This window comes from Geothrix mesophila (assembly GCF_022808835.1).
Taxonomy (GTDB): Bacteria; Acidobacteriota; Holophagae; order Holophagales; family Holophagaceae; genus Geothrix; species Geothrix paludis.
In genome coordinates this window covers 131,137-144,766 of sequence record NZ_JAKZLD010000001.1, presented here as the reverse complement: position 1 = coordinate 144,766, position 13,630 = coordinate 131,137, and the positions used below count along the sequence as shown (strand labels likewise).

Genomic DNA, 13,630 nt, shown 5'->3' with positions numbered 1-13,630 from the left:
TACCGGGACGGTGCGCTACCGTGGAGCCATGGGATTCACGATCCAGGCCCCCGCCAAGCTGAACCGGTTCCTCGCCGTGCTGGGCCGGCGCGCCGACGGCTTCCACGAGCTGGAACTGGTCACCACCGTGCTGGAGGGTGTGGCGGCGCTGACGGACACGCTGTCGGGCGAGCCGGCCCCGGCGCTGACGCTCGAGATCGCCGGCCCCACGGGCCAGGGCCTGACGGCGGACGAGTCGAACCTGGTGATCAAGGCCTGGCGCCTGCTGGAGGAGGCCGCGAAGCGCCCCCTGCCCGCGGCCCTGCGCCTGGAGAAGCGCATCCCCCACGGCGCGGGTCTCGGCGGTGGCAGCAGCGATGCGGCAGCGGCCCTGCGGCTGGGGAACCGGATGTTCGACCTGGGCCTCACCGACACGGTGCTGCTGGGCCTCGCCGCCCGCCTGGGCAGCGACGTGCCCCTGTTCCTCCTGGGTGGCACCGTGCTGGGCCTGGGCCGGGGCGAGCGGGTGTTCCCCCTGCGGCCGGTGCCGCTGGAACCCATCCTGCTGGTCCATCCCGGCCTGCACGTGAGCACGCCCAGCGTGTACCGGGCCATTCAGGACGTGGGCTACCCCTTCCCCGAGGCCCTGGCCTCGCAACCCGAAAGCGCCGCACCGCCCTGGCGCAATGACCTCACGGGCGCGGCCCTGTGGGTGTGCCCGCCCCTGGCGGAAGTGCGCGACGCCCTGCACGACACTGGCGGCGCGCCCCTGCTCTGCGGCTCGGGCAGCTGTTGGGCCGCCCGGTACGACAGCGTCGAGACCCGGGACGAGGCCGCAGCGCGGATCTCCGACCTCCGGCCCGACTGGGGCCTCTGGCGCATCTGACCCGCTCCAGGGACTCCAGGAGTAGGATGACCCGGTCCCCTAGGGAGGGCTCGTGCCGGCATCCTCGGAACAGCGGACCCGCCGGATCCTCGTGATCCTGGGCCATCCTCGCGTGGACAGCTTCTGTGGGGCCCTGGCCGGGGCCTACGAGGCGGGCGCCCGGGCGGCGGGCTTCGAGGTGCTGCGCCTGGACCTCGCGAGTCTCGCCTTCGATCCCAACGTGCGGCTGCCCTCGCCCCGGGACCAGGCCCTGGAGCCGGACCTGGTCCGGGCCCAGGCGCTGATCCGCTGGGCGGACCACCTGGTCTTCGTCTACCCGGCCTGGTGGGGCACCCTGCCCGCCCTGCTCAAGGGCTTCCTCGACCGTGTGCTCACGCCGGGCTTCGCCTTCGAGGCCCAGGACGAGAACCCCGCCACCTGGGCGAAGCTGCTGAAGGGGCGCTCGGCCCACCTGCTGGTGACCCTGGACACGCCGTCCTGGGCCTACCGGCTCATCTACCGCCAGCCCGGCCACCAGGCCATGCGGCGCGCCACCCTGGGCTTCTGCGGCGTGGCACCCACCTTCATTTCCACCTTCGCCCCCGTGAAGCCCGCCACCGCCGAGGTGCGGGCCCGGTGGCTGGACCAGGCCCGGGCCGAAGCGGCCCGGCTGCCCGGCCGCCTCCGCCGCCGCGCCCTCCTCCGGCGCGCCGGAGCCTGGCTGCGCCTGCTCCGCCTGCAGTTCTACCCCATGGCCTGGGTGGCCTACACCATCGGCGCCCTGGCGGCGGCGAGGCACGGCGCCTTCTCGCGTCCCGTCTACTGGCTCGGCTACCTGTGCCTCTTCCTGATGGAGGCGCTCACCGTGGTCAGCAACGAGTGGTTCGACCAGGGCACGGACCGCCTCAACCGCCATGCGGGCCCCTTCAACGGCGGCAGCCGCGTGCTGGCGGACGGCGACCTCGACTCGCGGAGCGTCCAGCGAGTCATGGCCGGGCTGGCCGTGGCGCTGGGCGTGGGGCTGACATCCCTGGGCGCCGCCCTGGCTCCGGCCGGGCCGGGCCTGGCGGCCATGACCGCCCTGGCGGTGCTCGCCGCGGGCTACACCGTGCCTCCCCTGAAGCTCGTCTACCGGGGCCTGGGAGAGCTGGACGTGGGCCTCACCCACAGCTTCGCGGCCATTTTCGTCGGGGGCCTGCTCCAGTCCGGCATCTGGCGGGACCCATTCCCCTGGCTCATGGGCCTGCCCCTGTTCCTGGCCACCCTTTCCGCCATCACGCTCTCCGCCCTGCCGGACCATGAGGCGGATGGAGCCGTGGCCAAGCGCACGCTGGCGGTGCTCCTGGGCCGGCGAGGGGCAGCCTGGGCCGCCCTGGGATTCGCGATGGCGGCCGCCATCTGCGGGGTGGCCTGGCAGTGGCGCGGAATCTTCGGCGGGATCAGCGGGCTCGCCATCTTCCTGGCCGTCCCCCACGCCCTGCTGCTGGTCCGCGCCATCCTCCGCTACCTTCGCCGCGGCGCGCCCTGCGAGCGCATCGACGGGATCATGGCCCTGGCCCTGACCTACCTCCTGTGGTTCGGGATCATCCCCCTGGCCCACTTGTCCTGAGCGCCACGGACGGGATCACGCATCTGCATCCTCCACCCGGAAGAGCCAATAGGCCTTGGGCAGATGCTCGATCACGACCAGCGGGAAGTAGATCTTCTCGTAGAAGGCCATGCTCATGAGCTGGATGTCGGCGTAGGTCAGCAGCCGGACCGTCATCCGCGCGACGGCGATCGCCATGACGGCCTTCAGGGCCCAGTGGATCCGCGGGCTCCCGGGGAACAGGAAGTACACCCCCAGGCTGCCCAGGCAGGGCGCGAGCATCAGGGGGAAGTAGAGGGCATGCTGGACTGACTGGAAGGTGGCCACCTTGTCGAGGATTCCCGCGCGGACCGCCGGTTCCGTCGCCTTGAGGTACTCCGCCGGGAGCTGGATCTGCGTCCAGAAGAGTTCGACCGAGCGCAGGGCCACCTCGAACAGGCCGAACATGAAGAACCCAAAGAAGGCCGCCCAGGCCAGGATCGGACGCCGGCGCATCCCCCGGGCGCAGATCACCCAGGCGATGAAGATCAGCGCGAACATCCAGACCAGCATGAGGGCGGAGCGGGCGAGGTGCAGCCCCGCGGCGCCCTGCAGCAACTCCTCGGCCGCGTTCGCCGGTGCCTGGAAGACGGCGAACACGTAGTCCTGGAAACCCTGCACGGCGACATAGCCGAGTGCGAGGAAACCCGCAGCCAGCCGGAAGGCCCTCGCGGCCGGATCGAAGCCTGGCGCCGGGAGGGCGGCCGGCGGCGGCAGGGCCGGGGAGCTCGATGGTTCCATGATCCTGCCTCCATGGGGATGGACGGGTCCGTCAGGGTGGCACCGCATCCACATGGTGTCCACACAGGAAGATGGAGGCGGAAGCCGGTACCATCGGGCTCACCGGCCCCAACCCTCAACCGGCCGGTGGGTTCCCCCCCTTCGCCGATCAGGGGTGGTCACGCGCAGGGCATCGTGGAAATCTGAAGGATCGAGGTGGCCATGGCCGAACTTGCCTTGCACGTGAGGGGGCTCAGGAAGCAGTACCCCAAGACGCTCGCGGTCGATGGCGTGGATCTGGAGGTTCCCAGGGGCGAGGTTTTCGGCCTGCTGGGACCCAACGGCGCCGGAAAGACCACCACGCTGGAGATCATCGAGGGCCTCACCACCGCGGACGCCGGCGACATCGAGATCCTGGGCCTGACCTGGGCCGAACGCGGACAGGAGATCCGCGCCCGCATCGGGGTGCAGCTCCAGAGCACCAGCCTCTTCAACAAGATCACGCCCCGGGAGGCCCTGGACCTCTACGGCAGCTACTACCCCAAGCGTCGGAGCACCTCGGAGCTGCTGGACCTGGTGCAGCTCCAGGAGAAGGCCGACGCCTACCACATCACCCTCAGCGGCGGCCAGCAGCAGCGGCTGGCGCTGGCCCTGGCCCTGGTGAACGATCCGGAGCTGGTCTTCCTGGACGAGCCCACCACGGGCCTCGATCCCCAGGCCCGGCGCAGCCTCTGGGACGTGGTGCGGCGCATGAAGGCCGAGGGTCGCACCGTCATCCTCACCACCCACTACATGGACGAGGCGGAAGCGCTCTGTGACCGGCTGGCCATCATGGATCACGGCAAGGTCATCGCCACGGGCACGCCGGCTTCGCTCATCTCGGACCTGGCCATTCCCAGCGTGGTGGAGCTGACCTTCGAGGGCGACGCACCCGAGCCCGCGGCCTTCGCGGCGCGGCTGGACCAGGCCGTGGAGCGGCGCGCGGACCTCTGGGAGATCCCCACACCGGATCCCAAGGCCCTGCTGCCGCGGCTGTTGGAGGCCGCCGAAGCCGCCGCCGTCCCCTTCCAGCAGGTCCACATCCGGCGGGCCACGCTGGAGGACGTCTTCCTGCACCGCACCGGCCGCAGCCTGAGGGAGTAGTGATGATGCTCTGGCGCCAGTTTGCAATGGAATGGCGGCTCTACCGCCGGGACCGCGTGGCCATGTTCTGGACCTTCGCCTTCCCGGTGGTGCTGCTGCTGGGCTTCGGCACCATCTTCCGGGACGGCGGCGGGCCGAAGCTCTCCGTGGTCCGCGTGCAGGCCCCGGCTCCGGGCCCGCAGGACACCGCCCTGGACCTGGCCCTGGCCGACGTCCAACTCAAGGTGCAGGCCCTCCCGAAGGCCGAGGCCGAAGCCCGCTGGACGAGGGGCGAGACCGCCGCCCAGTTGGAGACCGATGGCGCGGGCTACCGCCTGCGCCTGAACAGCTACCTCATGGCCCAGGCCGGCGCCACGGCGGGGCTGGTGAACCAGGCCTGGCTCATGGCCCAGGCGCGGTTGAACGGATCGCCCGAGCCCCAGCGGATCCCCGTCTCGGTGGAGAGCCCTGGCCACAAGCACTCCGCCAACTACGCGGCCTTCCTGCTGCCGGGCCTGCTGGGGCTGAACCTGGTGAGCATGGGGCTCTTCAGCGTGGGCATGGTGAACGTGTCCTACCGCGAGAAGGGCAAGTTCCGCCGCCTGGCCGTCACGCCGCTGCCCAAGTGGATCTTCCTCCTGGGCCAGGTGCTGCACCGTCTGACGGTAACGGTGATCCAGGCCGCCATCCTGCTGCTGGTGGGCCGCCTGGTCTTCGGCATCGAGAACCAGGGGTCCTTCGTCGACCTGTTCCTCATCATGACCCTGGGCACCGGCTGCTTCATGGCCTTCGGCTTCGCCCTCAGCGGCTTCGCGGATACCTCCGAGGGCTACGCCGCCATCTCCAACCTGGTGTTCTTCCCCCTGATGCTGCTCAGCGGCGTGTACTTCACGCTGGATTCCGCCCCGGCCTGGCTTCAGCACGCCGTGGCCATGGCGCCCCTGGCCCCCTTCCTGCGGGCCCTGCGGGCCGTGTTCAACGATGGGGGCTCCCTGGCTGGACACGGGGCCGGGCTGGCCATCGTGGCCGCATGGGGCCTCGCCGCCTTCGCCCTGGCGGTGCGGCGGTTCCGATGGGCCTGAACCCGTCCAGTTCTACAGCCGGGTGGCAGATGACCCGATAACAGACCCATGCATCCGCCAGGGGAACCCCAGGATCCTGCCGAGGCCTTGGCCTTGGTCCGCCGCTACCTGAAGGCCACCTACCGCATCGCGGAGGCGGCGCTCCGCGCCACCGACCTCCAGGAGATCTACACGCGGGTCCACACCATCGTGCGGGACCTCATGCCGGCCGAGAACCTCTACTTCGCTCTGTGGGACAAGCCCTCCGACACCGTCTCGTTCCCCTACTTCGCGGATGCCCGGGACCCCAAACCTGAGCCGAGGCAGCTCCGGCGGGGGCTCACGGAGTACGTGCTCCGCACGGAGAAGCCTCTGCTCCTGGACACGGAAATCCTCCTGGGGCTGGAGGCCTCCGGAGCGGTGGAGCCATTCGGGACGAATTTCCTGGACTGGCTGGGGGTGCCGCTGGTGGGCAGCGAAGGCGTGTTCGGCGTCCTGGCCATCCAGATCTACGAAGGCGACCGCCGGTACACCCCGGAGGAGCGGGATCTGCTGGTCTATGTGTCCGGCCAGGTGGCCATGGCCATCGAGCGGAGGTCCGCCGAGGACGCCCTCCGCCTCAGCGGCGAGAAATTCACCAAGGTCTTCCAGGCCAGCCCGGACGCCATCAACCTGACCAGCCTGGACGACGGCACCTACCTGGATATCAGCGACGGCTTCACGCGCCTCACGGGATGGACGCGCGAGGAAACCCTGGGCCGGACCACCCTGGACCTGAAGATCTGGGCTCAGCCCGAGGACCGGGAGCGGGCCGTCCGCCTCATCCGCGACCACGGGGAGTTCACGGGCCTCGAGGCCCCCTTCCGCCGCAAGGACGGAAGCCTCCTCACGGGCCTCATGTCCGGGAAGATCATGGAGGTGGATGGCACGCCCTGCCTGCTCTCCATCACCCGGGACATCTCGGATCGCAAGGCCGTCGAGCAGGCGCTCCAGGCGGAGCGCGGGCTCTTCGTGGGCGGGCCCGTGATGGTGGTGCGCTGGCGCACCGCCGAGGGATGGCCAGTGGACTACGTGTCCCCCAACGTCCAGGCCATCCTGGGCTACTCCCCGGAGGACCTCGTCAGCGGCCGGGTCTCCTACAACAGCCTGGTGCATCCCGATGAACTGGAGGCCATCCACCAGGCCGCGGCGGCCTTCAGGGCCCGGGGCCAGACCCACTACGAGCAGCAGTACCGGCTGCGGACGGCCGCTGGGGAGTACCGGTGGTTCTACGACTTCAGCACCTCGGTGGCGGGACCGGGGTCGGACCCCGGCTACCACCTGGGCTACCTCCTCGACATCACGGATCGCCGGCGCGCCGAGGAGGCGCTGCGCCAGAGCCAGAAGCTGGAGAGCCTGGGCGTGCTGGCGGGGGGCATCGCACATGACTTCAACAACCTGCTTACCGTGGTGCTGGGCAACCTGAACCTCGCCCAGCTCAAGCTCCCCGAAAACGCCCCGGTCCGGCCCTACCTCGCCAACATGGAGGCGGCCATCCTGCGCGCCACCGAACTCACAAAGCAGATGCTGGCGTACTCCGGGCGGGGCCACTTCGAGGTCCGGCCGCACGACCTCAATGCCGTCGTCCGGGACCTCACCCACCTGCTCGAGGTATCCATCTCCAAGAAGGTCCGCCTCCACCTGGAGCTGGCCGCCGACCTCCCGGCCATCCAAGCCGACGCGGCACAGTTCCAGCAGGTGATCATGAACCTGGTCACCAACGCCTCCGACGCCATCGGTGACCGGGAAGGCACCATCCACATCACCACCTCGGCCCGGGATCTCGATGTCTCGGCCCTCCGGAACGAGTTCAGGCTCGAGGCTCCCAGGCCGGGGCGCCACGTGATTCTCGAAGTCGAAGACACGGGCTGCGGCATGACGCCCGAGGTGATGGACCGCATCTTCGATCCCTTCTTCAGCACCAAGGCGGCGGGCCGGGGGCTTGGGCTCTCAGCCATGCTCGGGATCCTCCGCGGCCACGGCGCCGGCCTGAACATCACCAGCCAAGTCGGCCGGGGCAGCCGGTTCAGACTCTGTTTCCCCGCCGCGGACGAGGTCCCCGTCTCCGGATCCAGGCCGGCCTCGCATCCCGAGCCGGCACCCTTCCGCGGACTCGTGCTCCTCGTGGACGACGAGGAGCAGATCCTTCGGACCACGGGGACGGCCCTCGATTCGCTTGGATTCCAGGTGCTGGTCGCCCAGGATGGCCTCGAGGCCCTGGAGCGATTCCGTGAACACGGAAAGAACCTCCATCTGGTGATCATGGACCTCACCATGCCGCGCCTGGATGGCCGGGAGGCCTTCCGGACCATGCGGAACCTGGATCCGACCATCCCCGTGGTCCTCAGCAGCGGGTATTCGGAGCAGGACTCCCTCCAGACTTTCCCCGAAGGCGGACCGACGGGTTTCCTCCAGAAGCCCTACCAGCTCAAGGACCTGAAGGCCGCCATCCAGAGAGCCCTGGGAAGCTGAGACGCATCCCAAGCTAAACTGGTCGGCTGGAGATCCTCATGCCGTCTTCCAAGCGCGCCAGGCTGGCCATCTTCCTCACCGTGTTCACCGACCTGCTGGGCTTCGGCATCGTCATCCCGATCCTGCCTCTCTATGCCAAGGAGATCGCGGACCACCCGAGCGCCTGGATGGAAGGTGTCAACCGCTTCCTCGGCCTCGGCGGCACGGGCACCACGCCGGGAGCCTTCTGGGCGGGCGTGGGCTTCCTCAGCTTCAGCCTCATGCAGTTCATCGCCTCGCCCATCCTGGGCCGCACCTCCGACAAGGTGGGCCGCAAGCCCGTGCTGTGGATGAGCCTGGTGGGCTCGGCCATCGGCTACCTGATGCTCGCCCTCACAAGCCGCTTCGAGTGGATGCTGGCGGCGCGCATCCTGGATGGCATCACCGGCGGCAACATCTCCGTGGCCCAGGCGGCCATGGCGGACAGCTCGGCGCCGGAGGAGCGCTCCAAGGCCATGGGGATGATCGGCGCGGCGTTCGGCCTGGGCTTCGTGCTGGGCCCGGCCCTGGCCGGCATCCTCAGCGGCAGCGCCTTCGGGCACCACCTGCTGGCGACCCGCGGCTGGCACCTGCCCTTCTTCGTGGCGGCGGGGCTGTCCCTGATCGCGTCGCTCCTGGTGGCCCTGTGGGTGCCGGAGACGCTGGATCAGGAGGCCCGGGCGCGGTCCCGCGAGACCCGGGGCCATGCCCTGGTGAAGGCCTTCAAGCGCCCGGGTATGCCCCAGCTGCTGATCGTGTCCCTGCTCGCCATGGCGGGCTTCTCCATGATGGAGGGGACTTTCGCCCTGCTCGTCCATGCCCGCTTCGACTTCCACCAGCGGGAGGTGGGCTTCCTCTTCGCGGGCATCGGCATCCTCATGGTGATCTACCAGGGCGGCCTCGTCCGGATGGTATCCAAGCGCATCCCCGAGCGGCTGGCCCTCATCGCCGGGCTGCTCCTCCTGGGCATCACCCTGCCCCTCATGCCGAAGGCCGCCTGGATGTGGCCTTTCGTGCTGTTGTTCATCCCCCTCTCCTGGGGCAGCGGCATGAGCAACACCGCCGGCTCGGCCCTCGCCAGCCGTCTGACTCCGCCAGAGGACCAGGGCAGCCTCTTCGGCGTGCTGAACGCCATGACGGGCCTGGGCCGCATCATCGGCCCGGCCGTCGGGACCTTCGCCTTCGCCCGCTGGGGCGGCCAGGCCTCGTACACGGTGGCCGGCCTCACCATGGGCCTCGCCCTCCTCCTCGCACTCACCCTCTCCCGCAAGGTGCCCGCATGATCCGCCTCGATGGACGCTCCCTCACCGCCCCCCTGCTGGCGCGCATCGCCGCCGGCGAGGGCGTCTCCCTCGACGAAGGCGCCCTGGCTCTCGTGGCCGAGAACCGGGCCGTGGTGGACCGCATCGTGGCCGAGGGCCGCACGGTCTACGGCATCAACACCGGCTTCGGCCAGTTCGCCACCGTGGTCATCCCCCCCGACCAGCTCCAGCAGCTCCAGCTCAACCTGGTGCGCAGCCACGCCGCAGGCGTGGGCGAGCCCCTGCCCGTCGACCAGACCCGGGCCCTGATGGCCGCCCGCATCAACTGCCTGCTGAAGGCCCACAGCGGCATCCGCCCCGAGCCCATCCGCCTGCTGGCGGAGTGCCTCAACCGCGGCGTCGTGCCCGTGGTGCCCAGCCAGGGCAGCGTGGGCGCCAGCGGCGACCTGGCCCCTCTGGCCCACATGGCGCTGCTCCTCGTGGGCGAGGGGCTCGCCTGGTCGGCCGACCGGCACGTTCCGGGCGGCGAGGCCCTGGCGAAGGCGGGCCTGAAGCCCGTGACCCTCCAGGCCAAGGAGGGGCTCGCCCTCATCAACGGCACCCAGCTCATCACGTCACTGGGCAACCTGGCCGCGGAGAAGTTCGCGCGCCTGGCGGACCTGGCCGACGAGATCGCCGCCCTGAGCCTGGAGGCCCTGCGGGGCACCCGCGCCGCCTTCGACCCCCGCATCCACACCGCGCGGCCCCACCCCGGCCAGATCGCCGTGGCCGAGCGCATGCGCGGCATCCTGGGCGCCTCCAGCGAGATTTCGGAGAGCCACAAGGACTGCCACCGCGTGCAGGACGCCTACAGCCTGCGCTGCATCCCCCAGGTCCACGGCGTGACAAGGGACGCCCTCCAGTTCGCCGGGGCCATTCTCGAGCGAGAACTCAACAGTGCCACGGACAATCCGATGATCTTCACAGACACCCAGGAGTCCCGTTCCGGTGGCAACTTCCACGGCCAGTATCCCGCCTTCGCCTGCGACGTCCTCGCCATCGCGGCCGCGGACCTCGCCAGCATCTCCGAGCGTCGGCAGGAGCGCCTCGTGAACCCGGCCTATTCGGACCTTCCCGCCTTCCTCACCCAGAACGGCGGCCTCGAATCCGGCTTCATGATGGCCCATGTCACCTCGGCCGCCCTGGTGAGCGAGATGAAGGGACTGGCCCATCCCGCCTGCGTGGACACCATCCCCACCAGCGCCGGGAAGGAGGACCACGTCAGCATGGGGCCCATCGCCGCCCGCAAGCTGCTCCGTGCCGTGGACGCCCTGGAGCAGGTGCTGGCCATCGAGGCCCGCATGGCCCTCGAGGGGCTGCGCATCCTCGGGCTCGCCCCGGCCACGGGCCTCCAGCCCCTGGTCGCCCGCCTGGCGGAGGCCTGCGCCCCCTGGACCGACCGGGTGATGTTCCAGGAGATCGACGCCACCCTCGGCGCCCTCCGCGCCCACCAGGAAGTCTGCCCATGACCACCCCCTGGCGGCCTGCCTGCGAACTGGCGCTCCGGCGTTTCTCCGATGCCGACGCCATCCGGTTCTGGGGCATCGGCCACCAGGTGAACGGCGAGTATCAGCCCATCTTCAACTACCGCTTCGAGCACACCTACGCGGCGGTGCTCCTGGCCCGGTGGCTGGCGCCCCTGGTGGGCGCGGACCTGGAGGTGGTGGAGTGCGCGGCCTGGCTGCATGACGTGGCCAAGCGGCTGAAGGATCCGCACGCCAAAGACACCCACGCCCAGGACGCCTCGGCCCAGGTGGAGGAGATTCTCTCGACCACGGATTTCCCGCCGGGGAAGATCCCCGCCGTGCGCCACGCCATCGAGCACCATGTCGGCCTCAAGCTCACGAAGCGGCTGGAGCCCATCGAGACCGCCTGCCTGTGGGACTGCGACAAGCTCAGCAAGATCGGGGCGGCCAGCCTCATCCACTTCGGCTGCATCAGCGGCGCCTTCCAGCCCATCACCACGGCGGAGATCCTGAGGCGCGGCGAGGCCTGGCTGGACCTGGCCCGGGGCATCACCGCCAGCTTCAACACCGAGCCCGCCCGGGAGGAGGGCCGCCGGCGCCTGGCCTTCCTGGAGGCCCACTACGCGCAGCTGCGCCGGGAGTGGTCGGATCCCATGGAGGCGACGCCCCCATGAGCGATTTCCTCCCCCTCGCCCAGACCCTGGCCCTGGCCTTCAAGGCCCTTCAGATGTACACCGCGACCCACCCGCGGGCCAAGGATGCCGTGGGCGCCGCCCATACCGAGCTGGAGCGCTGGCTGGGGGAGACCGGGCACCTCCAGTTCGTGGTCACCGGCGCCAAGGCCTTCGTCGATGGCGCGGTCCAGGATGGCCGCAATCCCCATGTCGCCGTGCTGGTGCGGCTGGTGTCCGAACGGGGCGTGGGCGGCCTTGTCTTCGAGCGGGGGGTCACCGAGGCGGAGTGCCTCGCCTTCCTCCAGGCCCTCGCGCTCAAGCCCCAGAAGCTCGAGGAGCAGGGGGGCCTCGAGTTCCTGCTGCAGGCGGCGGACGTGCGGCACATCAAGGTCTCCCAGATCCGCTACCAGGCGGTGCATGAAGGGCAGGAGGATGCCGTGGTCCAGCCAGCGCCCTTCACGCCCCCGCAACCCGCCGAGGATCCTCTGGTGAAGGCGATCCGGGAGGCCCTGCTGGCGGTGCTTCCGGGTCTCCCGGGACCTCCCGGGCCCGGCGGGCGGCGGGGACTCGGATTCCTGCAGGGCTTCCAGGCCACGGATCTGGGCGGCCTCGGTCCCCTCGGCCATGAGTTGGGGCTGGACGACACCATGCCCTCGCCGGCCCATCTCGGCACCCTCCGCCAGATCCTCATGGGCCTGGAGCCGGACGTGCAGCTGAGCATCCTGGGCGGGTTGGCCTCGCTGCCAGCCCATCCCGCGGGGCTGGCCCTGGGCATCAATGCCCTGGCGGGCGAGATCCTCTCGGTGTCCGTCACCTCCGCCCTGGCCCTGGGAGCCACCTGGCCCCAGCTCCGGGGCCCCCTCGAGCGCATCCTGCGCCCGCTGCCTGACCGGGAATCCCTCGTGCGCATCCTGGCCGCCCACCTGCGAAGTGCCGGCCACGACGCAAGCCAGGCCGAGCTCCTGCTCCGCCAGGCGGACTGGGAGGCCCTCAGCCTGGAGGCCAAACTGGTGAAGGTCCTCGAGGAGGGCCACCTGTTCGAGCTGAGCCTCGTCCAGCGCCTGGCCTTCCTTCGCGAACTGCTGGATCTCCGCCAGTTCGACGCCTTCCTCCGGGTGCAGGACCTCCTGCTGGACACGCTCCGCGAGGACCGGGTGGAGATCCGGCTCAAGGCCGCCCAGACCCTGGCCGGGGTGGCCAAGTGGGCCCAGGAACCGGGGCTGCCACCTGGCGGCGAAGGCGCCCTGACCGAGGCCCTCCGCGCCCATTTCGCCTGGGAACCAGAGCCCCCGGTGCATCGGTGGGCCACGGAGGCGCTGGACGCCCTCCTGGCGGCCACGGTCCTGCGGGGCGAGTTGGGCCGCGTGGTTTCCGAACTGCGGGAGCTCGAGGAGCTGTGCGCCTTCCTGGAAGAGCCGCAGCCATGGCGCATGGAGGCCGCGGGGAGGCTGCGGGCGGCCCTGGCGAGACCCGAGCTGCTGGATGCCGCCGCGACGCACATCCTGGGCGTGGACCGGCACCAGATGGTCGCCGAGGTCCAGCCCTACCTGGAATTCCTCGGGGCCCCCATGGCCCGCCACCTGGTGGCCCGACTCGAGGACGAAGGCGATCGAACCCGGAGAGGCCGCCTGGTGGAGGCCTTGCGCAGCCTGGGCCCGCTGGCGCTTCCCCCCTTGCAGGAGGCCCTAACCTCGCCGGCCTGGTACCTGGTGCGGAACGCCCTCACGCTGCTGTCGGACCTGGGGGATGCAGGTTGCCTGCCCGCCATCGCCCCCCTTCTGCGCCACACCGAGCCCCGCGTGCGCCGCACGGCGGTGCGGGCCCTCTGGCGGCTCGGAGGACCGGCCTCGGAGTCGCATCTCCTGGCCCAGCTGGGCGAGACGGATTTCGAGACACTCCAGGAAATCCTGTTCGCGCTGGGCCAGCTCCGCGCCGAGGGAAGTGTCGCCCAAGTGGCCGGGCTGGCCCAGGACCGGCGCGTCCAGGAGCGCCTCCGGGTCCAGGCCATCGACACCCTGGGCCTCATCGCGTCCCCGCGGAGCCTGCCCGCCCTCGCCGACCTGCTGCGGCGGAAGGGGCTGTTCGCCGGCTCCGAACCCCCGCCGGTACGCTTGGCCGCCGCCCGCGCCCTGGCGCGACTGGACCTTCCCGAGGCGCAGGCCACGCTTCGCCGGGTGATCGAGGCTGAGCCCCGGGGCGAGGAACGCGAAGCCTTTCTCAGGTTCCTGGAGCGGACCACCTGACCGCGTGACGCCCATCACAGGATATGTGAAAATCGAGGTCCAC

General features: G+C 70.5%; 10 protein-coding genes. 9 read left to right on the top strand and 1 reads right to left on the bottom strand.

All coding sequences use genetic code 11. The features are described 5' to 3' along the window. The first annotated feature begins 28 nt into the window (after positions 1 to 28). A complete protein-coding gene (gene ispE / locus MLG87_RS00655; protein WP_243293302.1) occupies positions 29 to 865 on the top strand; it encodes a 4-(cytidine 5'-diphospho)-2-C-methyl-D-erythritol kinase in 837 nt (278 codons plus the stop codon). Positions 866 to 917: 52 nt separating this feature from the next. Further along, positions 918 to 2,453: an NAD(P)H-dependent oxidoreductase gene (locus MLG87_RS16250; protein WP_243293301.1), complete on the top strand. Its 1,536-nt coding sequence runs from the start codon at positions 918 to 920 to the stop codon at positions 2,451 to 2,453. 15 nt (positions 2,454 to 2,468) lie between these two features. Here the strand turns inward: MLG87_RS16250 and MLG87_RS00645 are convergent, their stop codons facing one another. Continuing rightward, the gene (locus tag MLG87_RS00645; RefSeq protein ID WP_243293300.1) at positions 2,469 to 3,212 is read right to left on the bottom strand and encodes a hypothetical protein; all 744 of its coding nucleotides are present in this window, start codon (positions 3,210 to 3,212) and stop codon (positions 2,469 to 2,471) included. Positions 3,213 to 3,413: 201 nt separating this feature from the next. Here MLG87_RS00645 and MLG87_RS00640 point away from each other — a divergent pair, with 201 nt between their 5' ends. The 7 genes from MLG87_RS00640 to MLG87_RS00610 all read left to right on the top strand — a co-directional run bounded on the left by MLG87_RS00640 (position 3,414) and on the right by MLG87_RS00610 (position 13,587). Further along, positions 3,414 to 4,334, top strand: a complete 921-nt coding sequence (locus MLG87_RS00640; RefSeq protein ID WP_243293299.1) for an ABC transporter ATP-binding protein — start codon at positions 3,414 to 3,416, stop codon at positions 4,332 to 4,334. Between the two features lie 2 nt (positions 4,335 to 4,336). Continuing rightward, the gene (locus MLG87_RS00635) at positions 4,337 to 5,395 is read left to right on the top strand and encodes an ABC transporter permease (RefSeq protein ID WP_243293298.1); all 1,059 of its coding nucleotides are present in this window, start codon (positions 4,337 to 4,339) and stop codon (positions 5,393 to 5,395) included. Positions 5,396 to 5,482: 87 nt separating this feature from the next. After that, on the top strand, positions 5,483 to 7,885 hold the full coding sequence (locus MLG87_RS00630) for a hybrid sensor histidine kinase/response regulator (protein ID WP_243293297.1): 2,403 nt from the start codon (positions 5,483 to 5,485) through the stop codon (positions 7,883 to 7,885). Between the two features lie 38 nt (positions 7,886 to 7,923). After that, the gene (locus MLG87_RS00625; RefSeq protein WP_243293296.1) at positions 7,924 to 9,186 is read left to right on the top strand and encodes an MFS transporter; all 1,263 of its coding nucleotides are present in this window, start codon (positions 7,924 to 7,926) and stop codon (positions 9,184 to 9,186) included. Beyond that, the gene (gene hutH, locus MLG87_RS00620; protein ID WP_243293295.1) at positions 9,183 to 10,673 is read left to right on the top strand and encodes a histidine ammonia-lyase; all 1,491 of its coding nucleotides are present in this window, start codon (positions 9,183 to 9,185) and stop codon (positions 10,671 to 10,673) included. Before MLG87_RS00625 ends, hutH begins: the two co-directional genes overlap by 4 nt. Beyond that, positions 10,670 to 11,344 carry an HD domain-containing protein gene (locus MLG87_RS00615; RefSeq protein ID WP_243293294.1) on the top strand — a complete coding sequence of 225 codons (675 nt, stop codon included), beginning with the start codon at positions 10,670 to 10,672 and terminating at the stop codon, positions 11,342 to 11,344. The genes hutH and MLG87_RS00615 overlap by 4 nt, the downstream gene beginning before the upstream one ends. Beyond that, positions 11,341 to 13,587, top strand: coding sequence for a HEAT repeat domain-containing protein (locus MLG87_RS00610; RefSeq protein ID WP_243293293.1), 2,247 nt, complete (start codon positions 11,341 to 11,343; stop codon positions 13,585 to 13,587). The genes MLG87_RS00615 and MLG87_RS00610 overlap by 4 nt, the downstream gene beginning before the upstream one ends. The last annotated feature ends 43 nt before the right edge of the window (positions 13,588 to 13,630 follow it).

Excerpts from the sequence above, each read along its gene's own strand:
- ispE (WP_243293302.1), top strand. The coding sequence starts at position 29 with ATGGGATTCACGATCCAGGCCCCCGCCAAGCTGAACCGGTTCCTCGCC.
- MLG87_RS00645 (WP_243293300.1), bottom strand. The coding sequence starts at position 3,212 with ATGGAACCATCGAGCTCCCCGGCCCTGCCGCCGCCGGCCGCCCTCCCG.
- MLG87_RS00640 (WP_243293299.1), top strand. The coding sequence starts at position 3,414 with ATGGCCGAACTTGCCTTGCACGTGAGGGGGCTCAGGAAGCAGTACCCC.
- MLG87_RS00635 (WP_243293298.1), top strand. The coding sequence starts at position 4,337 with ATGATGCTCTGGCGCCAGTTTGCAATGGAATGGCGGCTCTACCGCCGG.
- MLG87_RS00625 (WP_243293296.1), top strand. The coding sequence starts at position 7,924 with ATGCCGTCTTCCAAGCGCGCCAGGCTGGCCATCTTCCTCACCGTGTTC.
- hutH (WP_243293295.1), top strand. The coding sequence starts at position 9,183 with ATGATCCGCCTCGATGGACGCTCCCTCACCGCCCCCCTGCTGGCGCGC.
- MLG87_RS00615 (WP_243293294.1), top strand. The coding sequence starts at position 10,670 with ATGACCACCCCCTGGCGGCCTGCCTGCGAACTGGCGCTCCGGCGTTTC.
- MLG87_RS00610 (WP_243293293.1), top strand. The coding sequence starts at position 11,341 with ATGAGCGATTTCCTCCCCCTCGCCCAGACCCTGGCCCTGGCCTTCAAG.